The sequence below is a fragment of the Sporosarcina sp. Y838 genome, from assembly GCF_056786515.1.
Genome location: NZ_JBXCJD010000003.1, coordinates 320,971 through 346,145, shown reverse-complemented (window position 1 = coordinate 346,145; position 25,175 = coordinate 320,971). Strand labels below are relative to the sequence as shown.

The 25,175-nt window shown below is 37.3% G+C and carries 22 protein-coding genes; 19 read left to right on the top strand and 3 right to left on the bottom strand.

Going from position 1 to position 25,175, the window contains the following annotated elements; all coding sequences use genetic code 11:
* From AC1TO4_RS06415 to AC1TO4_RS06385, 7 genes are all read left to right on the top strand, one after another.
* Complete coding sequence (locus tag AC1TO4_RS06415) at positions 1-846, top strand: ABC transporter ATP-binding protein (RefSeq protein WP_482104643.1); 846 nt, start codon at positions 1-3, stop codon at positions 844-846.
* A 23-nt stretch (positions 847-869) separates the two neighbouring features.
* Positions 870-1,802, top strand: a complete 933-nt coding sequence (locus tag AC1TO4_RS06410; protein WP_482104642.1) for an ABC transporter ATP-binding protein — start codon at positions 870-872, stop codon at positions 1,800-1,802.
* Positions 1,795-3,009: an ABC transporter permease gene (locus AC1TO4_RS06405; RefSeq protein ID WP_482104641.1), complete on the top strand. Its 1,215-nt coding sequence runs from the start codon at positions 1,795-1,797 to the stop codon at positions 3,007-3,009. Before AC1TO4_RS06410 ends, AC1TO4_RS06405 begins: the two co-directional genes overlap by 8 nt.
* Positions 3,010-3,554: 545 nt before the next feature.
* Positions 3,555-3,926, top strand: a complete 372-nt coding sequence (locus AC1TO4_RS06400) for a GntR family transcriptional regulator (RefSeq protein ID WP_482104640.1) — start codon at positions 3,555-3,557, stop codon at positions 3,924-3,926.
* Positions 3,927-3,940: 14 nt separating this feature from the next.
* Positions 3,941-4,630 (top strand): ABC transporter ATP-binding protein, encoded by a 690-nt coding sequence (locus tag AC1TO4_RS06395; protein WP_482104639.1) that lies wholly within the window; start codon positions 3,941-3,943, stop codon positions 4,628-4,630.
* On the top strand, positions 4,627-5,457 hold the full coding sequence (locus tag AC1TO4_RS06390) for a hypothetical protein (RefSeq protein ID WP_482104638.1): 831 nt from the start codon (positions 4,627-4,629) through the stop codon (positions 5,455-5,457). Before AC1TO4_RS06395 ends, AC1TO4_RS06390 begins: the two co-directional genes overlap by 4 nt.
* Positions 5,458-5,472: 15 nt before the next feature.
* Positions 5,473-6,672: a hypothetical protein gene (locus AC1TO4_RS06385; protein ID WP_482104637.1), complete on the top strand. Its 1,200-nt coding sequence runs from the start codon at positions 5,473-5,475 to the stop codon at positions 6,670-6,672.
* Between the two features lie 516 nt (positions 6,673-7,188).
* Here the strand turns inward: AC1TO4_RS06385 and AC1TO4_RS06380 are convergent.
* Positions 7,189-8,667 (bottom strand): catalase, encoded by a 1,479-nt coding sequence (locus tag AC1TO4_RS06380; protein WP_482104636.1) that lies wholly within the window; start codon positions 8,665-8,667, stop codon positions 7,189-7,191.
* A gap of 1,056 nt (positions 8,668-9,723) precedes the next feature.
* Here AC1TO4_RS06380 and AC1TO4_RS06375 point away from each other — a divergent pair.
* Both AC1TO4_RS06375 and AC1TO4_RS06370 read left to right on the top strand, forming a co-directional pair.
* Positions 9,724-10,194 (top strand): peptide-methionine (S)-S-oxide reductase, encoded by a 471-nt coding sequence (locus AC1TO4_RS06375; protein ID WP_482104635.1) that lies wholly within the window; start codon positions 9,724-9,726, stop codon positions 10,192-10,194.
* Positions 10,195-10,313: 119 nt separating this feature from the next.
* On the top strand, positions 10,314-11,030 hold the full coding sequence (locus AC1TO4_RS06370; RefSeq protein ID WP_482104634.1) for a dihydropteridine reductase: 717 nt from the start codon (positions 10,314-10,316) through the stop codon (positions 11,028-11,030).
* 494 nt (positions 11,031-11,524) lie between these two features.
* Here the strand turns inward: AC1TO4_RS06370 and AC1TO4_RS06365 are convergent, their stop codons facing one another.
* Positions 11,525-11,812 carry a phospholipase gene (locus tag AC1TO4_RS06365; protein WP_482104633.1) on the bottom strand — a complete coding sequence of 96 codons (288 nt, stop codon included), beginning with the start codon at positions 11,810-11,812 and terminating at the stop codon, positions 11,525-11,527.
* Between the two features lie 431 nt (positions 11,813-12,243).
* Complete coding sequence (locus AC1TO4_RS06360; RefSeq protein ID WP_482104632.1) at positions 12,244-12,954, bottom strand: FadR/GntR family transcriptional regulator; 711 nt, start codon at positions 12,952-12,954, stop codon at positions 12,244-12,246.
* Between the two features lie 202 nt (positions 12,955-13,156).
* Here AC1TO4_RS06360 and AC1TO4_RS06355 point away from each other — a divergent pair, with 202 nt between their 5' ends.
* From AC1TO4_RS06355 to AC1TO4_RS06310, 10 genes are all read left to right on the top strand, one after another.
* On the top strand, positions 13,157-14,305 hold the full coding sequence (locus AC1TO4_RS06355; protein ID WP_482104631.1) for a M24 family metallopeptidase: 1,149 nt from the start codon (positions 13,157-13,159) through the stop codon (positions 14,303-14,305).
* 11 nt (positions 14,306-14,316) lie between these two features.
* Positions 14,317-16,443, top strand: a complete 2,127-nt coding sequence (locus tag AC1TO4_RS06350) for a hydantoinase/oxoprolinase family protein (protein ID WP_482104630.1) — start codon at positions 14,317-14,319, stop codon at positions 16,441-16,443.
* Positions 16,428-18,161 carry a hydantoinase B/oxoprolinase family protein gene (locus tag AC1TO4_RS06345; protein WP_482104629.1) on the top strand — a complete coding sequence of 578 codons (1,734 nt, stop codon included), beginning with the start codon at positions 16,428-16,430 and terminating at the stop codon, positions 18,159-18,161. The genes AC1TO4_RS06350 and AC1TO4_RS06345 overlap by 16 nt, the downstream gene beginning before the upstream one ends.
* Before the next feature lie 104 nt (positions 18,162-18,265).
* On the top strand, positions 18,266-19,285 hold the full coding sequence (locus AC1TO4_RS06340) for a sugar ABC transporter substrate-binding protein (protein ID WP_482104628.1): 1,020 nt from the start codon (positions 18,266-18,268) through the stop codon (positions 19,283-19,285).
* 23 nt (positions 19,286-19,308) lie between these two features.
* Positions 19,309-20,799, top strand: coding sequence for a sugar ABC transporter ATP-binding protein (locus tag AC1TO4_RS06335; protein WP_482104661.1), 1,491 nt, complete (start codon positions 19,309-19,311; stop codon positions 20,797-20,799).
* A 13-nt stretch (positions 20,800-20,812) separates the two neighbouring features.
* Positions 20,813-21,808 carry an ABC transporter permease gene (locus AC1TO4_RS06330; RefSeq protein WP_482104627.1) on the top strand — a complete coding sequence of 332 codons (996 nt, stop codon included), beginning with the start codon at positions 20,813-20,815 and terminating at the stop codon, positions 21,806-21,808.
* Positions 21,809-22,202: 394 nt separating this feature from the next.
* Positions 22,203-23,522 carry an aromatic ring-hydroxylating oxygenase subunit alpha gene (locus AC1TO4_RS06325; RefSeq protein WP_482104626.1) on the top strand — a complete coding sequence of 440 codons (1,320 nt, stop codon included), beginning with the start codon at positions 22,203-22,205 and terminating at the stop codon, positions 23,520-23,522.
* A complete protein-coding gene (locus tag AC1TO4_RS06320) occupies positions 23,498-24,091 on the top strand; it encodes an aromatic-ring-hydroxylating dioxygenase subunit beta (protein ID WP_482104625.1) in 594 nt (197 codons plus the stop codon). Before AC1TO4_RS06325 ends, AC1TO4_RS06320 begins: the two co-directional genes overlap by 25 nt.
* 40 nt (positions 24,092-24,131) lie before the next feature.
* Positions 24,132-24,404 carry a hypothetical protein gene (locus tag AC1TO4_RS06315; RefSeq protein WP_482104624.1) on the top strand — a complete coding sequence of 91 codons (273 nt, stop codon included), beginning with the start codon at positions 24,132-24,134 and terminating at the stop codon, positions 24,402-24,404.
* 3 nt (positions 24,405-24,407) lie between these two features.
* Entirely contained in the window at positions 24,408-25,172 is a 765-nt protein-coding gene (locus AC1TO4_RS06310) for a gamma-glutamyl-gamma-aminobutyrate hydrolase family protein (protein WP_482104623.1), read from the top strand.
* Positions 25,173-25,175: the final 3 nt, after the last annotated feature.

The following is a 25,175-nucleotide window of genomic DNA, read 5'->3' as shown; positions in this document are numbered from 1 at the left end:
ATGCAGCCATGGATTGAAATAAAAGACGCGAATAAAAAGATTGATGATTTTCAGCTCGGGCCTGTGAGCCTGGCGATTGAGCCGGGGACCATCACGGCGCTGGTTGGCAATAACGGCTCTGGCAAAAGTACCTTGCTGAAGCTGATCATGAATCTGGCGAATCTGGACGGAGGAGGGATCAGGGTCTTCGGTAAATCGGTCGACGGGAAAGACGAAAGCTGGAAAAGGCATGTCACGTTCCAACCGCAAAACACTGTCGGCTGGAACGCCTATACAGGAGAGGACTTGAAAAGGCTGATTGCCCCATTATATACGAAATGGGATGAGAAGCTTTTCGAACGCATGATCCAGCTGCTCGACATCCCGCTCGATAAGCGTTTCAGCAAATTATCGCCAGGTCTCCAGCAGAAGCTGATCCTGTCGCTCGCATTGCCGCGGAATACTGATATCCTGATTCTCGATGAACCGACCGTGTCACTCGACATCCCATCAAAAAAGCAATTCATGGATTTACTTGTCGAATGGATGGAAAGGGAGGACCGTGCTGTCATTCTGACAACTCATCAGCCGGAGGATCTCCAGAAACTGGCGGATTATTTATTCCTGATGAAGGACGGGCAGGCGGTCGGCAGGTATGAGAAAGACATGCTCGCTGCCGGATTCCGCCGCTACTGGCTCAAGGAAATGCCGACGGTGCCAGTACCGGGTGAGCTTTCCCGTTCCGGAAACGAGCTGATATCAAATAATCCTGACGCAACGGAACAGTATTTCACGCAACATGAAAACAGTGTCATTGACGTCAAAGCATTGGAACTGGAAGAAATCATCAGCCTTCTGCTGAAGTAGATAAATAAGAGAGGATGAGAGAAATGGAAACAATGCTTACCGTAGAAGGATTGGGCAAATCCTTCAAGGACAAGAAGATTGTCTCAAATATTTCCTTCGAAGTGAAAAAAGGGGAGATTATGGCGCTGCTCGGACCGAACGGGGCAGGCAAATCGACGACAATCCGCAACATCATGGGCATCTTGTATCCCGATGAAGGCACGATTGCTTTCCGGAACCGCTCGACGAAAGATATCCCACGCGATAAAATTGGCTATCTGCCGGAAGAGCGGGGGCTCTACAAAAACGTCAAGGTCATGGACATCCTGCTGTATCTTGCGGACCTGAAGAATTATCCGCTGGACCAAGCTAAAGAACGCGCGCTCGAGTACTTGAAAAAGTTCGGCCTAGAAGGCAAGGATAAAGTGTCGGTCGAGGAGTTGTCGAAAGGGATGGGTCAGAAAGTCCAGTTTATCGCCTCCATTCTCCATGAACCGGAACTGCTGATCCTGGATGAGCCGTTCTCTGGTCTTGATCCGGTCAGCCAGGAGCTGTTCAAAGAAGAAATCCGTTCACTGGCCAAAAAAGGTACGGCGATTCTATTGTCTTCGCATCAGATGAACCTAGTTGAAGAGATGGCGGACCGGCTGTTCCTGATTCACCGCGGCACGAAAGTGATCTACGGGACCCTGAGTGATGTCAAAAAGGAATACGCCAATTTCAAATGCACAATCAACGGTAGCAACAGCCGCAGCCTGCTTGAAAGCCTGCCTGAAGTCGAGCGGGTCGAACAGAACGGGGAAACGGCCGTGCTCTATCTCTCAAAATATGTGCAGCCCGCTGTCTGGCTGAAGAATCTTCCAGATGAGCTCGACATCCAGGAACTATCGATCGACCGGATTTCGCTCCATGAAATCTTTATTGATATCGCCACGGACAAGAATCTTTTGAAGGAAGTGGGTGAGTTGCATGCGTAACACGAACACGATGAAAGTTGCCAAATGGGAAATCAAACGCAATATGAAAAGCAAGTCGTTCATCATCGGCCTATTCCTGACACCAATCATCTTCCTAGCATTTTTCCTGCTGCCGGACCTGTTCAATTCCGATGATGAAACAGCGACAACGACAGTCTACGTCAACGACCAGCTCGGGGTCTACGGACAATTGGAAGCAGCGGCAGAAAATACCGAATGGCAGATGGAACAGACAGACACCACAGAACAGGAAGCCACTGCAGCGCTTGAAGGGGAAGAAGACGCTGCGTATGTCTTCATCGACGAACAGACGGTTGAAACCGGCAAAGTAGCAGTTTACACACATGAAGATACGAGTTCGGCCTTCATGGATGAAGTCCAGATCCTTGGCGGCCCGCTGCAGTTGGTGCAGTTCGAACAGCTCGGCCTGACGCCGGAAGAAGCGGCAGTTGTCGCGCAGGGAGTCGTCTTTGAAGATGCTTCTGAAAATACGGAAGAAGACGGCCTGTTCGGTGAAAACATGCTGGAACGTGTGATTCCAGGATCATTTGCCGCTGTCGTCATGCTGTCAATCGTCTTCACCGGAATGGCGATCTTCCAAAGCGCGTCCCAGGAGAAGAAAGACAAGATTGCTGAGATTATCCTGTCGTCTTTAACACCCGCAGAACTGATGCAAGGCAAGATCATCGGCTATTTTGTCCTCGGTCTCATCCAGGTCGTTGTCTATATTGTCATCGCACTGCCGATGCTCATCTGGAAAATCGATTTTCCGGTCATCGAGTATCTGCTAGTGCCCGAACTTCTATTGCTATTATTCATTTCCATCCTCGGATACCTGCTCTATGCTGCGCTGTTCGTCGGAATCGGTGCGACAATGGCCGATATCTCGACAGCGGGAAATTTCCAGGGCATGGTCATGGTGTTGCCTTTTAGCCCATTCCTTTTCATCGGACCAGTCTTCAGCGATCCAAGCGGATTCTGGGCGCAACTTGGAAGCTATATCCCGTTTACATCACCTGGCGTTCTCATTCTGCGCCTGTCACTTCTTGAAGAATGGCCGTGGGTGGAAATCATTATCGCCATCGGAATTCTTGCTGTCAGTGTCTGGGTCTTCATGAAACTTGCCGGCAAAATCTTCAAAATTGGCATCCTGATGTATGGCAAGAACGCCACACCGAGCGAAATCTGGAAATGGATTCGGGCGTAAAAAGATCCTGCTATTCAATAGCCATTAACCTTGTAAGTTGCAGAATGAAGTAAATGAAAGACTATCTGAATAGAAAATTTGTATATTCAAAGAGGAAGAGGGTTGCTGATTAGCACTGCTCTTCCTCTTTTGTTTGTATAAGGGTACTTTTACAAACACGTAGCTGTAGTTTTCTTGAAATGAAAGAGGTAGTCCTATTGCCTAGTAGATTCTAAGTTAATTGATTATTGATATTATTGTTTGACATTAAAAGTGTATTAAGTATATAATACAGTGTGTATTAACCTATTAATACATTTGAAGAATCCTAGTTTTGTATTTAATATATTAGATTTGAACTACAAGTGAATTTAATAGGTAGCATATACAGTTGTTGTATTAGTGCTTTAATACACAATTTTTTCTAGCGCATTCTTTTATCGTAACTGTATTATGGACCTAATACAGTTTCTGTGAATGGAATTTCGTACTTTATTTTTGTTAACACTGTATTAACCACTTAATACAGAGATGATAAATACACTATGTTTTTAGGAGTTGGTTCTATGGATGTAAAGTTTAATAATCGTGATCCTGTTTATGTGCAAGTGATTCGACATTTTAAAGAACAAATTGCAACAGGTTACTTTGAACCGGGTCAGGAGATTCCATCGAGAAGGGAACTAGCTAATCAGTTGAAGATTAATCCAAATACGGCGCAGCGAGGTTATAAAGAAATGGAGGAACAAGGGTTGATTTTTACGGAGGGGAATTTGCCTAGTCGCATTACGAAGGATGAGCAGGTGCTAAAAATGGTAAGAGAGGAATTGATTTTAGAGGCTGTTGATACGTTTGTTCATTCGGTTCGGTCAATCAATGTACCCGTACACGAAGCTTTGAATTTAGTGAAGGATAAGTACGAACGGGAAATTAATTAAATGGGGGGATCTTTGTGATTGAAATAAAGGATGTAACAAAAAAGTTTGGTAGGAAGAAAGTGTTGAATGGCGTTTCATTTACTGCTGAAAAAGGAAAGATTACTTGTTTAATTGGCATTAATGGGGTTGGAAAAACAACAATTATGAAGGCAATTATGGCATTAACCCCCATTAATAGTGGTCAAATCCTCATCGATGGTGAAAAAATTCATAAAGGGAGCTATGAAAAAATTACCTATATACCAGATGCAATAACGATGTTGCCGCAAATGCAAATTCGGGATGCATATATATTTATGGCTGATTTCTACGACTGTTGGAATCAGGAACGTGCCGATGAACTTCTCCGATTTTTCAGACTAAAAGAAACGGATCGAATTTCTGAACTATCAAAAGGCAATACCGCAAAAGTGAACCTTTTACTCGGTTTAGCAATGGATGTCGATTATGTCTTAATGGATGAACCTTTTTCAGGGATTGATATATTTAGTCGTGAACAAATTGCCGATGTATTTACGAGTCATTTAATTGAAGACCGCGGCGTCATTATAACGACACATGAAATAAATGATATCGAACATTTAATTGATAAAGTAGTTTTACTAGATAATGGAGTAGTTTTAAAAGAATTCGATGCAGAAGAGGTAAGGGAAAAAGAAGGGAAATCGGTAATCGATGTCATGAGAGAGGTGTATAAAGCATGAAACGTTATTTGAAGCTAGTCAATTTCGAATTTAATCGTTTTTTTAAGTTATATCTCATTTTAATTGGAATTACGATTCTTTCGCAAATAATTGGGGTTATTGTTGAATCTCGAGCATATTTAAATCGGGCAAATGAATTAGTTTACAAAGAATTAATGCTGAAGAGTGAGTTTATCGAACAATATGGGACAATGTCATTTGTAACAATTTCTCAGTCAGCTTGGTTTTTAGGCCCAATTGTAGTTTGCGTGGTTACCTTAATTATTTATGTCTTTTTTATTTGGTATCGTGATTGGCTTGGAAAAAACACATTTAGTTATCGTTTGTTAATGTTACCTACAGCGCGCATTAATGTGTATTTAGCAAAGGCAACAACAATTTCTCTATATGTATTTGGCCTCGTCGCATTACAACTATTATTGCTGCCAGTTGAAAGTCAAGTTTTACAGTGGATGGTTCCAAGTGAGTTTCGTACCGATTTCTCTGTTAACGAAATTACCAATTTCCGCAATTTGGCGATATTTTTACCGAACGCTTTAATCAAATTTGTTCTATATTATGGCGCTGGAATGGCGGCTGTGTTTATTATTTTTACAGCTATCCTGTTTGAACGTTCTTTTCGTATTAAAGGGATTATTTATGGCTTTCTCTATTGTGTTGTTTCCCTATTAATCTTTTTTGCCCCAATATATATTAATGAGTTTATTTTAGGTAATTACTTTTACCCGGTAGAATTATTTTTCATTGAACTATTAGCAGGGATTCTTGTATTAAGTTGTGCAATATGGACAGGTAATTTTCTGATAAAGAATAAAGTAAGAGTTTGATGGGAGGTCACACAAATGAAACGCTATTGGAAAATCATTTCGATTTGTTTGGTTACGTTAATTGTTATTGGAACTTTTTATATACAATCAAGTTTTGCTACAAATGAGCATTTAAAAATTGAATTTGAAAAAGTAAGTGGCGATGACGATGAAATGAAAAATATAAAGCTATTCGGTGATTACGCAGTAGGTAACATGTATCACCCTTTAGAAATTACAAATGGAGAAACAATCAATCCAAATAATTCACCATTTTTACGAAAATTAGAAAGAGCATATACCCCACCAATGTTGGAAGATTTAGTGAAACAGCATAGGAATTTCATGCGAGGTAAGGATATGGTCTCTACTAATTATTTTGAAGACGAAAAACTATTAGCATATGCCACTATTAAAGCGAAAAATAATGTACACCCTATGAAAGATTTAACCTTTGATATTGAAGTACTGAATAAAAAATTAGAAGAAGTTACGCCTATCCGTCTAGATGTACCAGAAAGGGAAAGTTACTCTTGGATGCAGGTTGAGGAAGTCCAAGTAATAGAAGGTAAATTAAAGGTTATTACACGGGGCTCTCGGATAAATAATGGAGATGAATTTCGTGTATATACATTTGATATGAATAAGCAAAAATTAGTAACTAATGATACGATTATTTCTATTCCGATGGTAGAGAATGGCTGGTCTGATTTAACAATTATAAATGATTATAACTCAATTCAACGAAATAAATACCTTTTATTTAAATTAGAAGCTTTTGAAGATGATATGGGACATAGCGACGGTGAACCGAATGTAGTCGCTAATGAATTCATAGTTTACGATATAGAAAGTAATCAATCTAAAAAAATAATTGGTCCTGCTGAAGTACTTGGATCTATTAGTGGTGAGTCTACTATCTTTAATTCTACAATCTTTATTCCATCACAGTCAGCGAATGGTTTAGAAGTCAACCAGTATAATATTGAAAACGAGAAATGGGACAAAAAACGGACATTTGATATAGTAGATACTAAGGATGGGGAGTCCCCTTTTATTAAGGCGATGAATGGAAAATTATATGTCATTCATTTAACAAATAACGGACATAACATTTTTATAGGCAATTTAAAAACAGAAGAATCGTTATATGAAGGTAAACTAAAAATAAGAAACCAAGGTGAAGATCAGAAGGATTATCGTCTTTACTTTAATGAAATAGAGCATGTTCGATAAAAAGATGTAAACGATAAGCAATAAAAGCCGACATTCCCAGATTGAGGTCTTGTCAGCTTTTTTTTTTCATCCTATTTTGAAGAGTCACGTAAAAGTAAATTGGGTACTATACGTATATAACGAGCTCGCCTATGAGTTCTACAATTGTCTGGATGACGATTATGGCTGTTACTAACGTGCTAACCTTGCAAAGCAATAGTGGCATATTTGAAGGCAATTATGATTCGACCAAAAAAGCGGAACTGAATTTATGCAACGCTAGTGTTAAGTACCTATTTAGTAAATACAATTCAATTTTTTAATAATACAAAGTAAATCAACACCTATGCGATTTTTTTCTCTATTTGTATAAAAATTAAAAACTTGAATTGTTCGTTATTGTGTCCGACACATCTTCTTTTAAGTAATCAAAAAAGTGGCTAGTCGTAACATCTGTTACGACCGCCACTCAATGTTAAAAGTATTAAGAGGGGATGCTAAACCTGTTGACTAAGCGTTTAGAATCATCTCTATTTGTTAAGCCATTGCAGCCTCGATATAGCCCCAAGGAATTTCCATCGCTTCTGCTAGTCCTTGTCCGTAAGCTGGATCTGCTTTATAGCAATGAATGATGTGGCGAACTTTAATGAATTCTTCAACGCCATCCATGTTACGTGCAGTGTTTTCAAACAATACTTGTTGTTTTTCAGGAGTCATCAGATTGAATAATTTTCCTGGTTGTTCATAATAGTTATCATCATCTTCGCGGAAATCCCAAACACCAGCATCTCCTTGAAGTGCTAAATGCGGATCTTTGTATTGAGGTTGTTCTTTCCATTGTCCATAACTATTTGGCTCATAAGGTAATGTTCCACCTTGGTTACCATCTACACGCATAGCACCATCTCTATGGAAAGAGTGTACCGGGCATTTTGGTGTATTTACCGGAATTTGGTGATGGTTTACACCTAAACGGTAACGTTGTGCATCTGCATATGAGAATAAACGACCTTGTAACATTTTGTCTGGAGAGAAGCTAATTCCAGGTACAACATTAGACGGTGCAAAAGCGGCTTGTTCCACTTCAGCGAAATAGTTTTCAGGGTTACGGTTAAGTTCCCATTCTCCAACTTCAATAAGCGGGAAGTCTTTTTTATACCAAACTTTTGTTAAGTCAAATGGGTTGTAAGGCATATTATTTGCTTGTTCTTCCGTCATAACCTGAATATACATTTTCCATTTAGGGAAGTCGCCTTTTTCAATATTATCGTAAAGGTCACGTTGAGAACTCTCACGGTCTGCTCCTACCACTTCAGCCGCTTCTTGGTCAGTGAAGTTTTCAATGCCTTGTTGAGAGCGCATGTGGAATTTAACCCAAACACGTTCGTTATTTGCATTGATCATACTGAATGTATGACTACCGAAACCGTGCATTTTACGGTAAGAGTTTGGTAAACCACGATCACTCATTACAATAGTTACTTGGTGAAGTGCTTCCGGTAATGATGTCCAGAAATCCCAGTTGTTATTAGCGCTACGCATACCAGTACGTGGATCACGTTTAATGGCATGATTTAAATCAGGGAATTGAAGTGGATCACGGAAGAAGAATACTGGCGTGTTGTTACCAACTAAATCCCAGTTACCTTGTTCTGTGTAGAAGCGCATAGAGAATCCACGGATATCACGTTCTGCATCTGCAGCTCCACGCTCACCAGCTACCGTTGAGAAACGAACGAACATTTCTGTTTCTTTTCCGATTTCAGAGAAAAGTGCTGCGGAAGTATATTGAGAAATATCATGAGTTACAGTAAATTTCCCATAAGCACCTGATCCTTTTGCATGCATACGACGCTCAGGAATTACTTCTCTATTAAAGTTTGCTAGTTTTTCTAGTAACCAGACATCTTGTAGTAATAGTGGTCCACGTGGTCCAGCCGATTGCGAGTTTTGATTATCTCCTACAGGCGCGCCCGCTGCAGTTGTCAATTTGTTGTTAGTTTGATTTTCTGACATTCAATTACCCCCTAGATTATAATGTTTCTTATACAATAATAATTGTAGCATAAGAATAATTATATTGATAGATTTTAGCTGAGAAGATTTAACGAACTTCATTTAAATATAATGAAAAAATATAACGATAATTGGTATAGACGTTGATGTTAATAGGTTTATATAGAAAAATTCGAATCAAGTACTAACCTTACTTACCTTACTAAAGGGAAATACATTCTCATTCATACGAGATGGAGGATTAGAACGGTCATTTCAAATTCTCAATTAGACCTCCACAAGTGAGGGACGACTTTCTCTGTTGTCCTATCTATCACTTTCTTCTCACAATACAAACTAGTTTAGATTTAATTCCCTCGCTTTCTATTGTAATATACATAGGCTTCTTGTAATTTGTAATGGACCTAAATTATAGTTTCCTATGATTGGGACTATTCAGTAAATATAACCCAATTCAATAATAAATCATAGTAAATCAATACAAATTTTTCATTACTATTTGATAATTACTTTAATATGTGAATTTTGTGTCTTTATGACACGGTACCTCTTTTGAATAGTTACTAACAATTATATGGTGATTGAAATATACTAACGTACTTGGGTATACATCAAAATTTATAGAAGAGGTGTTTTTAAATTTAGATTTTTAGTTAAAAGTGTACAATTTGCAAACGTAAAGTTAATCCGTACCGACTCTAGAAAGATATTTGAAACCGGGAGCTCCATTTGTTACTCGTGAGCGTGTAGGTTGGCCTTGAATGTTGCTGATGAATTGAGCCAGCGATTGCGAACCAGAGGGCTATAATAAGTAGAATAATTATTTTAGTTACAAGTGCGTGGAACTATTCAGTAAATCCAAAGTGAATTAATACCTATGCAATTTTTCTTTATTTTTTGTATGATTAATTAAATGTATGAATTGTTCGTCTTTGCGTCTGACAAAGTACCTCTTTTAAGTTTCTCGGGAGGGGACCGAAAGTGGAAGATAACCAGATGATCCTCCGGGAATAGGTCTGGGGCAAGCTGGTTTTTTAAACAAGGAGGAGAGTCAATATGGAAGTCGTATATTTTGCGGGTGGATGTTTATGGGGAGTACAAGCTTTTATAAAAACTTTACCTGGCGTTATGTTTACAGAAGCGGGAAGAGCTAATGGAACAAGTCATACACTTGAGGGTGATTATGATGGGTACGCTGAATGTGTAAAAACAGGATTTGATCCGACAGTTGTAACAATCAGGGAATTAATGGGGTACTTATTTGAAATCATTGATCCATACAGTTTGAATAAACAAGGACAGGATGTTGGCGAGAAATACAGAACAGGCGTATATAGTGAAGAGCCTGAACACTTAATAGTGGCGAAGTCGTTTCTTATAGAGAGAAATGATTATGACCAAATCGTTGTTGAAGTATTACCGCTTACAAACTATGTGAGAAGTGCAGAAGAACATCAAGATAGATTAGCTAGATGTCCAAATGATTATTGTCATATTCCAGAAGAAATATTAAGTAGGTATAAGTAAGGGAGCAGTTCTGGACTAAGATTTGGCATCCCTATTATATGAGGGTCACTTAATTGAGAATAGTTATCAATTATTGTATACTAGATTAGTAAATAATAATTGAGTAAGGAGAATATATAATGCAAATATACTGGACTAAAATAAATAAAATTATTGAAGAAACGCCTGAGGTTAAAACGTACCTGCTCGACTGTCCGAAAGACTTTACATGGGAAGAAGGTTCCCATACCCACTTCGCACTGGAAGGTTTTAATGCCGGAGATAAACCAAACCGCGGCCTGATTCGTCACATGTCAATCTCCACTTTACCGCACGAAAATTCAATCGGTATCACAACACGCATCAGAGAACAGTGCTCTGAGTTTAAAACGGTTTTAAGAAGTCTTGAGGTCGGCAATGAAGTTGCAATATTTAAAACGCATTCGAATGTACCGCTTAAAAGAGAAGACAAAAATGTTTACCTACTGTCATCAGGTGTCGGCCTGGCAACTTTCAGACCGCTTGTACTTGATTATTTCGAACGTGCTGACAACGTCAATCGAATTCATTCCCTGAACATCGACTCATCAAAAGAGTTCTTATTCACTAATATTTTTGAATCCGCACCTGAAAAGAAATTCACATCACAGTTCGTCGATAACCGGAAAGACTACTATGAAGAAGTGAAGAATCTTGCTACAGACAAGAATGGACTCTTCTATGTTGTCGGCAGCGATGAATTCCTCGTGCAGAACATTAAAGTTCTGCGTGAGCAGGGCATCCAGCCGGAACAGATTATGCTCGACAAGCGTGAACAGGCACTGCCTGAGTTTTTTTCAGTTGATTTATCAATTTAAGAGAGACAATATATTTTCTTGATCAATTACGCCTCGGCGTAATTGCTTCCAGATTTTGAAACGAGCTTGAGACCTACAGGGGGATGGATTGAACTGCATCCTTCCTTTTTGCCGAAGGGCGCGGATAACAAAAAAGCATTCATCTTCACCTATGGAGGTGAGAGTCTTCTGTAGCTGACGCTTCGCTTTCAGAACAAAAATAATTGCTGAATGAAGGTAAATATTAAATAGAAGTTCCATTACAGGTGCGATAAATTAAGTTTAAGACCATAAGTTTAATTCCTCGTTGCCAATGAGTTTACCAGTAGGCTAACAAGATAAGTTATGGGAGATTAAAAAGCGTGGACAAAATGCGGATTATCTTCAAGTGGACGAGGTTTAGGTAACAATAAACTTGCAATTGAGCAGTGAACCGTTAAAAAAGATACCTTATTCTAAATCAACTCTGAATTGATTTAGAATAAGGTATCTTTTCAATAGGACTCTGTACGCAACTATCTATAAAAGTTGCAATTGAAACGAGCTTGTAATTTCATATAATTATAGAGCAGACGGGCATGTCTCCCTTGTTTGGTGTATGGATCTATTTTAGAGTGCAGGCGCTTAAGAAATTCTTGGTCACATTCACATGGATTACTGCCTCTTCGATAACATTCGTCATGTGCTTTACACATTGCATCTACATCATTTATGGGAGCACCAGGCCCATTACAACCAGGTCCACACCAGTTATAACCTGGGAAAACACAAAAACGAAATCTTCCATTTCCTCGATGTTGCATATCAAAAACCTCCTTTTGGTGGCATAACAGCTACTTAATATATTATTCAAAGGTACAAAATAATATATAAGCAGTTACCTAGGAGTTTTACTATTTAATTTTAGATACCTATTCAGTAAATACAATACAATTCTATTAAAATACAAAGTAAATTAATATCTATGCGATTTTTCTATACTTTTTGTATAATTGTATGAATTTTTTATCTTTTTGTCTGACACAGGTACCACTATTTTATTCAAAACAGTCGCATCTTCAGTATTAAACATATAATTTAAGTCTCTGCTATTTGCTCAGGAACTTATTCCGCTTAACGGCCCAATTTCAAAAGAGCGCACTCTTATTCCATTAGCGCGCCCAATTATTTAAGAGAACTAACTCACAAAATCGCTATCTTTATCTCTACTACATAGACGCTGTTGATAGGTCCATTAAATCTGATTATAAAACTTGAATTGTTCCATATGTTCAATCATTTTATTTTTTGCCTTTATTTCATTTCCCTCTTTAATAGCCTCAAAAAGTTCGGGTAGGCCCCCTATAATTGCTTTCTTCTCTTCTTCACTGATTAAAATATCGAGTTTGAAGTATGCGTAGACTAAAGATTCTACTAATGTTTTTGCTAAAGGATTATGAGTACATTCCGCTAATTTTATATGGAATTTTGCATCTGCTTTGAATATTTCAGGAACACTTTTAGTTAATATATCTGCTGATGGCAAAAGCTTTTCTAATTCCTCTAAATCCTCATCGGTCCTTCTTAAAGCTGCTAATCCTGCACATGGTACTTCAATCATTTCTCTGATTTCAAAAAGTTCCCACTTTGTCAATGTATTGAATGTTAAGGAAAGTAAAATCATATCCTGTACACTTTTTAGAGCTTTTTCTGGATGAAAACTAGCAACTACGTAACCTTTCGATTTAGTGGATTCACGTTGAATCAGCTGAGATTCGACTAATAAGTCAAGAGCTTCTCGTATTGTAGGTCTACTCACGGCAAAGAAATCAGCTAGTTCATCCTGTTTAGGTAAACGATCTCCTGGTATTATGTCTTGATTATAGATTTGATTTTGAATAGCAGTCGCGATTTGTAATGGTATGGATTGTAATTCAAAATCCGTTAACTTCGAAAGAATGTCCATAATATCCTCCTCATTATTTTAATGAAATACCTCAAATTATAATAGCAATAAAGAATGTAATTTTTCTTTACATGAAACTTTATTGACATGAAACTTTTTCTATCATATATTATATTCAAATCAATGTACAGAATATTCACCCAAATGAAAGCGTTTGAATTTCTCGTATATTGACGGTCTATCTATAGGAGGGAATAATAACATGTCAAACAAGTTAATGGCTAAGTATGATGAGGAACGTGCTGTAAAATATCGATGGAACCAATTGGATTTACTAATGGAAACAGAGAAATTAGATGTAGTGGTTATTTACGGAAAAGGCATAATTACACAATATGGATTCTTATATTACTTTGGAGGCTATTACCCAATTCTTAGACCTGGTTTTATTATTTATGCGAAGGGTAAAGAGCCAATCGCATATTACAGTACAAGAGCAGATAAGTACCTTTCGAAAAAAATGGGTTTTATTAAGGACTCTAGATACCTTGGAACAGGTGATGTCGTCCATTCAGAAGCGGATTTATATAAACAGATTAGCGAATTAATTAATTCATATAACCCAAACAAAGTAGGTATTGTCGGGTTGGAAACGATGATGACTGGTAATCAAAGTGCACTTTTTAAAAACCTATTAGAAGCAGACTTGGTAGATATAACAAATAATGTCGAAAAAATTAAGGGTATTAAGTCACCTGATGAACAGGTTGGAATACGTCAATCATACTCATTGGCTCTTGAAAGCTTTGCAGAATTCAAGAATGCAATTAGACCTGGAAGATCTTCCTCCGAAATAGCAGCTGATATTGAAAAGATTGCTAGAGGAAAAGGGGCGATTGATACATTGATTTTTGTAGAAGAAGGTCCTTATTTCTTAAGGAAGCCAACATCAACTAAAATCACAAATAATTCATTGGTTACTGCTTATGTGGAGTTAATTGATGAAAATGGATACTGGGTTGAGAAAGGTGGATTATTTGTTGTAGGAGAAATTTCAGATGAGGAAATGAGACTTGCAGAGTCGTGTGTAAATGCCATGAAAGAAATCCAACAGACATTAAAACCTGGTATACCTGTAAATACTGTTGCAAAAATTATTAACAAGCATACGGAGTCATTAAATGTGAAAATGGGGATCTGGCACGGTCATGGTATTGGAGTAGACCACGATTTGCCTATATTAACTGATACTGAGACAAGCCCTTTTGAAGAAAATATGGTAATAAGTGTACATCCGAACTATTCAGATGACCAAGAAAAATTTGGAGCAAGCATTGCAGACGTTTTTGTTATTACAGAGGATGGAGCAGAGTCTTTAAGCAAAGGTGAGTACGATATTATAAAAATTTAAGGAGGTAAACTATGTCGAAATTCACAATTGGTATAGATGTTGGAGGTACTTTTACAGACTTTTTATTTTTGAGTTCAAACAATGATCAACAATTAATTGAAAAGGTGTTAACTACACCCAATGATCCTTCGGAAGGTATATTTACCGGGATTGAAAATATAGCTAAAAAATTCAATTTAACAACACAAGAATTACTTAAACAAACAAAACTTATTGTACATGGTACCACCGTAACAACAAATGCAATATTGACAGAGAAAGGAGCGAAAACCGGTTTAATTACGACTGAAGGTTTCAGGGATGTCTTACAAATGCGTCGCGGTGTGCGTAGTAAAGAGCATTTATATGACAATAAATATATTGCTCCTAAAGCCTTGGTTCCTCGCTATTTAATATACGGGGCAAAAGAAAGGACAAATTTAGAAGGCGAAATTTTAACTGAAGTTACGAAAGAAGATATAAAGAACGCTTCTGAACTTTTTAAAGAAGAGGGCGTAACTTCTGTGGCAATTTGCTTCATGCACTCTTATGCTAATGCTTCAAACGAAATATTAGCAAAAAAATATTTAGAGGAATTGCTTCCTGATGTTTTTATATCTATTTCAACGGATGTAGCTTCAGTTATAAGACTTTATAACAGGGTCAGTACTGTAGCGATGAACTCATATGTGGGTCCAATTCTAAAAAATTATATTGGTCACCTAGTGGAAAAGTTGAAAGAACTCAGTTTTGACGGCGAATTATTAATCATGCAGTCAAATGGAGGAGTAACTAACCCACTGAATGTTGTAGAGGTTCCGGCTACTACAGTATTATCAGGTCCCGCGGGTGGTCCAGTTGCCGGTAGCGTGTTTTCCAAAATAAGTGGGTTTGACAATGCGATAGTTATTGATATGGGAGGAACTTCCTTCGAGGCTTCAATTATCGACAATGGTGAAATTCTTATTAAAAAGGAAGGGGAAGTTAAGCGTAATCTCGTTTCTCTGCCAATGGCCGACATTCATACTATCGGATCAGGTGGGGGAAGTATTGCATGGATTGATGACGGCGGTTTATTGAAAGTAGGTCCACAAAGTGCTACAGCTGTTCCGGGTCCGGCGTGTTACGACCGTGGTGGCGTTTTACCAACATGTTCTGATGCAGACTTAGTATTAGGATATTTAAATCCGGACTATTTCTTAGGTGGAGGAATCTCCTTAAAATTAGAGAAAGCAAGGGAAGCAGTATTGGAGCATATTGCAAAACCTTTAGGAATGAGTATTGAAGAGGCAGCATTAGGAATTTATGATATATCTAATATAAATATGGCAAATGGCATAAAAGAGGCTACTGTCTTGCAAGGGTATGATCCACGTTCTTTCCCATTGGTTGTTGCGGGTGGTGCCGGACCAGTACATGCTGCAATGATTGCTAAAGAGCTAGGTATAAAAGAAATTATTGTTCCTAAATTTTCTTCTGTATTATGTGCAGTTGGAATGTTAGCTTCCAATTTAAGGCATGATTATGTTAAAACATATCATAAAAAATGGTCTTCTGCAGAGTTGAGCGAAATTCTATATGTACTAAATGAAGACAGAACGCTTGGTCTAAAAGCCTTGCTTAACGAGGGTGTTAGAGAGATTGAAAGTGAATTAGTATATGGCTTGGATATGAGGTATATTGGTCAACATTATGAAGTAACAATTGAAGTGAATGAAAAAGATATGATAATCGGTAATAAAACTAATGTAGAAAATATGTTCCATAATGAACATGAAAGACTGTTTGGGTTCAAAATAGAAAACAGTGAGCTTGAAATAATGAACGTGCGCTTGACTTGTAAAGGTAAACAGGCAGCATTTAAAGCACAAACAATAGAAGAATTATCTGAATATGACAAAGTTCAAGTGAAAAATACACGTAAAGCGTTTGATCCCACAACAAAACAGCTTCTTGAAACACCGGTTTATGATGGGGAGACATTAAAAGCTGGATCTGCCATTCAAGGCCCAGCAATTATTGAGTTAACAACAACAACTATCCTAGTTCCAACAGGTTTTGATGTTAGTTTGAACAAACATGGTAATTTTAATATTAAAGATCAAACACTTACTGCTCAATCGCAACTAGAGGAGGAAAAAGTATGGATCAAATCCTAGTTTCCATTTTATCTAATCGTTTAAAAGCTATCGGACGCCAAATGGGAGTTGTTATTGAAAGAAGTGCTCATTCTCCTTTGCTTGTAGAAGGAAGAGATTTCTCATTGGGAATTTATGATGCTAAAGGTAATCTCATAGAACAAACAGAATATATTCCAATCTTGGGGTACGCGGCTAGTCCTGGTGTAAAAGAAGTTGTTAATTATTTTGGTGACGATGTTCATGAGGGAGATGTCTATCTTCATAATGATCCATTTTCAGGTGGAAATCAAAACTCAGATTGGAAAGTCTTAAAACCTGTTTTTCATAATAATGAATGTGTTGCTTGGACGGTAATTACAGCCCATCAAGCGGATGTTGGAGGAGCAGTTCCTGGTTCATATAATCCAAATGCCACAGATTTATGGCAAGAGGGTTTAAGAATAACACCATTAAAAGTATTTGACAAAGGTGAAAAACGATATGATGTTTGGGATTTAATAATCGGAAACGTACGGTTGCCAATTGTTGGCGATGATATTCAAGCAATGATTGGTGGTTGTACTGTAGGTGAAAGAGAATTAAAAACTTTGTTTGAACAATATTCCAAAGAAGTAATTTACGAGGCCGTTGAAGAGATATTTGATTCAACTGAAAGAATGGCTAAGAAAATTATTAAAGGAATGCCTAATGGTAGTTATAATGCTTCCTGGATTGTTAGGGATGATGGACATAATCATGACGCGGAGATGCAAATTGTTGTAAATATACTAGTTGAGGACGAACATATTATATTTGATTTTGAAGGAACTTCTTCTCAAACAAAAGGATATGTTAATGCTCCATATCCTGTTACACTTTCTTCGGTTATGATTACATTCTTTATGTTAAGTGAACAAGAAATAGCTCATAATGAGGCTGTTCAGAGATGTATAACTGTAAAAGTTCCTGAGGGTTCTATGCTAAATCCTAAATATCCAGCAGCTACAGGATTTGGAAATCATTTAAGTGATCAAGTTTGCTCTGTAATTATGTTAGCTTTAGCAGAGGCACTTCCTGAAAGGATTACTGCAGGTTGGAATACATTATTATCATCTATTATTAATGGATGGGATTCAAGAAGACAAACGGCGTATGTAGATATCTTGTTAAATGGTAATAAGGGGGGGAGTGGTGGCACCTATGGAGCGGATGGTTACGACCATATAGGTTTAATAGCATCTGGAGGGGCTTTAGCAGCTCAAGATCCAGAGATGTTTGAACTGGTTAATCCAGTATTTTTAAGCAAATATGAATATAGTCAGGATTCTGCTGGATCCGGTCAATGGCGCGGTGGTTTAGGAGTAGAAACAATTTTTACATTCCTGGATGATGGTGGACAAGCAAGTATCTTTGGAGATGGAGGAACTGAAGATACAAGGGCACCGGGAATTTTAGGCGGAAAGCTTGGAGGTATAAATTCAATAGAATTATATTTCCCAAATGAAAGGAAATATATTACCCATGTGAAAGATTTAATTTCTAATATACCACAAAACACAATTTATAAACAATGGGCCGGTGGCGGTGGTGGTTATGGAAATCCTATAGAAAGGCCAATAGAAAAGGTCGCCTATGATGTGAAATGTGGCTATGTTTCTGAGCAAATAGCTTTAGAAGAATACAAAGTTGTGTTTAAGGATGCCAGCCGAGGGATAGTAGATTCTAATGAAACCCAGAAGTTAAGACAAACCGTTTAAATTTTAATAATATATATGAATGAGCTAGCAAATTTATTAATAGTAACTTATTTGCTAGCTTATTTGTTATCTAATTAAATTGAGACTTGGGGAGTGACTAACCAATGAAGGTTAAAAGTTTAAACATCTTAATAATAGTGATTTTTATAATGTCAATCTTATCAGCATGTGGAAATGATGATAAAGTATCAGGTCAAGATAGCTTAAAAATAGGAGTATCCATTCCTCTTGGATCTAATAATACAGTAAAAAACTGGTATGAGTCAATCGAGATTAGAGGGGAGGCCCTTGGATTTGAAGTGATAGGGATAGATAGTCAGGGTGACCCTAGTAAGCAAGTGTCCACCATTGATAATTTGTTAACTCAAAACGTAGATGCATTAATTGTCTGGCCATTAGATTCCAACGCACTTCAACCTGCGATCAATCGTGCATTGGCAAAAAAAATCCCAGTAATTGGTGTTGACTTTAATGTGGAAGAAGATGGTGAAAGTTATGGATTAACTAGTCAAATAATCTTTGATCGAGGTTCTTCTGCAACCGAGGCAGCAAAAATTTTCTCTGAAATATTTAAAGACCAAAATGTAGAAGTTGCTGGAATTGGTATGGCAATACCTGTGCCGGGAAATATTTTCGTTATGAAAAAGTTTAAAGAGGAAACGGGAAAATACGGCAATTTACTGTGGGTAGATCAGCAAGATAATCCTACCGATAATATTGCTGGTGCAGCTCCTTTGATGGCTAACATTCTAACTAAAAATCCAAATGTTCGTGCCGTTTTTACTTATAATGATGAAAGTGCCATTGGTGCTGCACAAGCAATTAAAAATGCCAATAGGTCTTTATATGGTGAGGATTCAAAGAATGGAATATTAATTATTGGCGTAAATGCGGAGAAAAGTGGAATTGAAGCGATACAACAGGGAGATGTGTATGCTACTTTCAATTTAAATCCTATCAAAGCAGGTATAACTTCTGTTGATTACTTAGATGAGCATTTGAATAAAGGAGTAAATTTAGAGGACCTTCCTAAAGAGATTGTTATTCCAACGCCACTAGTGGTTAAAGACACAGAAGGGTTTGTTTCATGGGAAACAGAGTTAAATTCTATTACCAAAGACTAAAGGAGTTTTAGGGAGTGAGAGAAATGAAAAGTAGTGAAAAAGCTATTGAATTCTGCGATACATCAAAATTTTATCCTGGTGTCAAAGCGCTCTCCAATATAAATTTTTCTGTAAAATGGGGTACTATTCTGGGCTTAGCAGGAGAAAACGGTTCTGGTAAATCCACTCTTCTTAAAATTCTTATGGGAATCGAAAAGGTGAACGAAGGCGAAGTAAAAGTAAGAAATGAACCTGTTTTATCAATCAAAGATTCTATCAAGAAAAAAATTGCTATGGTTACACAAGAGCCGTCTTTGGTAGATGAATTATCGATAGCAGAAAATGTTATTGTAAATGGAAATGGAGATGGTAAGTGGTTATTAAACTGGAAAGAAAAAGAGCGAAGAACTTCTGTTTATCTAAAAAAGTTAGGGTTAAATCTTAATGTAAAGGACAAAGCAGGAAAATTATCACCTGATCAGCAACAACTAATATCAATTGCTCGAGCACTTTCAGCCGAACCTGACATTTTATTATTAGATGAGGCAACTAGTTCATTAACAGATGATCAAACGGAATTAGTATTCGAATTATTAATGGAATTGAAGAGAAATAACAAGATTGTCATCTTTATATCACACAAACTACAAGAATATCTACGGATATGTGATGAGATTATTGTCCTGCGAGACTCACACTATATCTGTAGATTAGTGCCACCAGAATGGACAGAAGAAACCATCATCTCAGCAATGGTTGGTAGGGAATTGACAAATTTATATCCAGTGAAAAGAAATATTAAACATTCTAAAGAAATTTTAAGTATCAAGAATCTGAAAATAAAAAATTCGACGAATAAGATACTTTCGATTGGTATTAAAGCTGGAGAAATATTCGTGTTTTCTGGATTAGTAGGTTGTGGGAGAAGTGAAATTCTACGAGTTTTAATAGGGGATTTAGCTTTTAAAGGAGACATAAATTTAGAAGGAAAACCATATCCGGTCAAAAATCCTGTTGAAGCTCTAAAAAAAGGAGTCACACTTATCCCTGCAGAGAGAAAGTCCGAGGGAATTATTGGTCATTTATCCGTTTACGAAAACTCTATACTAGGTGTTAGGTCTAAAAAGTCTTTATTTGGCTTAGTAAAAAGAAATAAGGAAATAAAGATAGTTGAAAAGATAATTGCAGATTTAGGAGTTAAGACAGCATCAGTTAATACACCAATTGAAAATTTATCTGGAGGGAATCAACAAAAAGTTATTTTAGGAAGAGCGCTTTCGATAGGTCCCAAAGTTTTGTTATTAGATGAACCGACTCGGGGTATCGATGTTGGAGCAAAATCAGAAATATATCATTTGCTTCGTAAGCTTTCTGATGAAGGGTTAACAATTATTATCTCATCTTCCGATCTACAAGAGGTAGTAGGTGTTGCTGATAGAGTTGGTGTAATGTTTAGAGGAGAACTTAAAACGATATTAACTGAAAAGAATGTTACCGAAGAAAATATTATGTACTATGCAACCGGTAATGACTAGAACGGAGGTAAATATGAAAATTGAAACTGCAATCAAATCGACTAATGAATTAAATCCGAGGGAAGTAAATAGTAAACAACATTTGTTGAAGTTTGTTGGAATCGGACCATTATTAATATTGTTATGTATTATTGTCAGTATAATTAATCCAGTATTTCTCACATTGCAAAACTGGATAAATTTACTGACAGCTAGTTCGAGTATTTGGATTATGGCAATGGCCATGACAATGGTATTGTTAACAGCCGGTTTCGATTTATCCGTAGGTTCTGTAATGGCTTTAAGTGGAGTAACGCTTGTAACGCTATTGTCTAGTGGGGTTTCAGAAGTATTAAGTATTTTATTGTCGATAATTATCCTTTCAGCAGTAGGTTTTCTTATTAATGGTTTATTAATAGGAAAAATAGGATTGAACTTCTTTGTTGTAACATTGGGAACTTTATCGCTATTTAGGGGTATTGTATTTGTTTGGACTAATGGGGAAACAAAGTATGTATCTGAGTATCCGCTAATTATGGCTATAGGTAATGGAAAATTAGGGTTGATTCCTTATCCGATTATTATAATGGCCGCTGTATTTTTAGCTTCATTTTTGTTATTAAAATACACGAATTTTGGTAGGTCAATATATATAGTAGGCGGTAATCCTGAAACTGCTAAGTTGTCGGGAATAAACGTAACTCTAGTAATCACTGCTGTCTATGCAATTAGTGCAATGTTTGCAAGCATGGCAGGTATTATTGAAACTGGCAGATTAGCATCTGCTGCTCCTACTATTGGTACAAGTACAGAATTGCTTGTAGCAGCCGCTGTTTTACTTGGCGGAACTAGTTTTAAAGGTGGAGTCGGAGGAGTAACAGGCACGGCTTTGGGTGTATTATTCATAGCTGTATTACAAAATGGTTTAAGCTTGGCAAATGTTTCTTCTTATTGGCAAAATATACTCACGGGAGCCATCTTAATACTTGCAATTTTCTTGAATCACATCAAATCTAAAAATATAGCATGAGATTTTGATTGGATCCTGGCAGAGCTGGTAATATTTCATACGTTCTTGAGATAGTGTTCAAAACTGAAGATATTCACGTTCGTGGTTAGTCCGCTTAACTCGAAGCATGTAAAGCCTTCATCGAAACAAATATCCATCTATTCAAATCCCTATAGAATTTTTAAAAGGGACCTGTTGAGGGCAATTATTACTTGAGATAGTATAACGTATTTAAAAACAAAACAGATTAAATTGTTCTAATATTATACAATTTAAAGTCTGAATTATATGTTAATATTAATTTACAACCTAATAATGTTTCATTTACGAATAGGAGGTTGTATTAAAAAGTATTCTTTATGAATATGAAGATGTTATTAAATCAATAATAATTTTTTAGGAGGCTAAATATTTCATGGTAAAACATAACTGGGAGCATTTAATTCAAGAGGATCGTGTTCATCGTTCGGTTTATACGGATCCCGAAATATACGGTATGGAAATGACAAAAATTTATGGTGATACATGGGTTTATTTAGCCCATGAAAGTGAAATTCCTAAAATCAATGATTTCAAAACGACTTATTTAGGTCAACGTCCAATAATAGTAACTCGTGATAATAATGGAGTAATTCGGGCATTGTTAAACCGTTGCACTCATCGAGGTGCGACAATTTGCCGGCTTGAAAAAGGGAATGTTAGAAATTTTGTTTGCCCATACCATGGTTGGAACTTTTCTAATGAAGGGAAGTTGAATGGTGTTCCATGGGGGAAGGCGTACGGTGATGATTTTGAGAGAAGTGATTTAAACTTAGCTCAGGTTGCAAGGGTTGAGTCTTATCGAGGTTTTATCTTTGGGACTATGAACGAAGTAGATGCGCCGAGCCTAGAAGAGCATTTAGGAAATGCACGCCCATTACTGGATCAATGGCTTGATCGTTATGAAGGAAATCTAGTAGTTGAAAACAGTTCACATCGTCTGACGCTAGATGGAAATTGGAAATTTGTTTTCGATAATGCAGCAGACGGTTATCATGTATCATTTTCACACCGTTCGTTATTGGCGTTGGGGGAACGTTATGATGCAGATCAAGATAAAGATATGACCTACTTTGGGAAAAATCCCGATGCCTCTTCTATGTATGTACAATACTTAGGAAATGGACATGTCTTTTTAGATCAGAGGCCTATGTATGAAAAGATTGGCGATGCGTGGGAGCAACAGCGTCCACAGCCTGGTCGTGAAGCTTATGAAGCAGTAATTAAAGAAAAATATAAAGACGATGCGGAACAATACCTAGATTGGGCTGTAGGTGCACAAATGAATTTATCCATTTTCCCGAATTTGCTGATTATAGGTAATCAAATTCAAGTTATTGAACCAATTTCAGTTGATAAAACTAGATTAACATGGTATGCAACAACGATTGACAATTTACCAGATGAAGTAAATACTTTGCGAATGCGTTCTCAGGAAGATTTTCCTGCTTTTGGAGAACCAGATGATGTAGCCAATTTTGCGGAATGTCAACGTGGCTTAAGTATTCCCGAAGTAGAATGGGTTATGTTTAATCGAGGATTCGGTGTACCGGATAGACAAAGCATTGATGAATTCGGTGTTATTACTGCACCTGTAACAGATGAAGCACCTATGAGAGGCTACTTCCAGGAATGGAAGCGCTTACTGAGTAGAGAGGAGAGTGTGGAAAAATGTCTAGAACTTCAGACGAAGTAAATACATCAGTAGTGTCACATTATATAGATAATGACTTTTATGAAAATTTACTAACGGAATTAAAAATATTCGATGACAATTTTTCAACTGCAACTCCCGAACAAAAAGCACAAGCTGAACAAGTTCTATTTCAAGAAGCACGTTTAATAGATGAACTGCGTCTTGAAGAATGGCTAGACATGTATACAAAAAAATGTCTATATTGGGTACCAACCGTCCCAGGCGGCGGAAATCCTAGAAAAGAAGTATCTATCGCTTTCGATGATCGTCGGCGTTTGGAAGACAGAGTTTATCGATTGCGTACCGGCTATGCTTATTCGCAACTCCCACTATCACGAACACGGCGTATGATTACTAATATTGAAGTAGTGGGAGGGAGTTGCCAAGACGAATTATACGTGAGAGCCAACTTTATTCTATCTGAGTTCCGTGCCGGTAAGTTAGAAAGTTTTTCAGGATGGATAGCATATAAACTAGTTAGAGAAAATATAGATTGGAAAATTGGGATGAAGATGGTCAATTTGATAGACTCTGACCAACATCATGATAATTTGACGTTTATCTTATAGAGAATGATCTTTAACTATACTAGATTTAGGAGGTATAGGCATGGGTGAATTAGAAAAAGCTCTTCTCATTAAAGTGGAGCATCTTGAAAGAAAAGTAGAGCGGCAAGAAAAGCTCATTGAAAAGTATAAATTCTTTGCGAAGAGTGTGCAGGAGGCTGAAGTCTGGGAATATGGAATCTATGATGAAATACCAGACGATACTTGGATTGCATTAGATCATGAAGATTACATGGAAATTATGAAAGCGTTATCAGATGTTGATAAATTACAACCGTGGAAATCAACACTCGAAAGACGAATGGGGAGAGTATAAACAGTGAAGCCATTAGTAGGTATTGTTGGTACAATTTACGACTTAAAAACGCCCTTTATGCAGGAAATGGTTAATGTAGTTGCTCAGGATATTGGGAGTGACAGCAAGGAACGTGTTTTGTACAATGCAGAGAACTTTATAGCTTATTTTCAAGAAATGGGTTGTCATGCTTGTTTGATATCTCCGAATGAAGATCCTGCAATACTCAGAAAGATAGATATCCTTGTAATCCCCGGGGGGCCTGATGTAAATCCGGCACTTTATGGGCAGGAACCTCATAGAACAACAGCGTATCAGAAAGAAGGTCATCGGGATTCTTTCGAACAGCAAATGATTAAAGATGCAATTGAAATGGGGAAACCAATTTTTGCACTCTGTCGAGGATTACAAATACTAAATGTTGCATTAGGAGGAACACTACATCAGCATTTACCAGAGTGGTCTGATGAAGTAAGTCATAGAACGGCTGAAGGTCCAGCTGCATATACGCATTCTGTTACACTGGCAGGTTGGCTAGTCGATATTTATGGAAATGAAACTCGTGTAAATTCTTGGCATCATCAAGGTATTGATAAATTGGCACCCTCTTTACAGCCTTTAGCGTGGTCTTCAGATGGGTTAGTTGAAGCGGTCGAATCGAAATCAAACTCATCACAAATTCTTGCAGTTCAATGGCATCCTGAAATTTTACAAGATGAAGAAAGTAAAATGCTACTTACTCGGTTTCTTGAGCGTGTGAAAACTAAAATTAATGTGGGGGGTATCTAATAA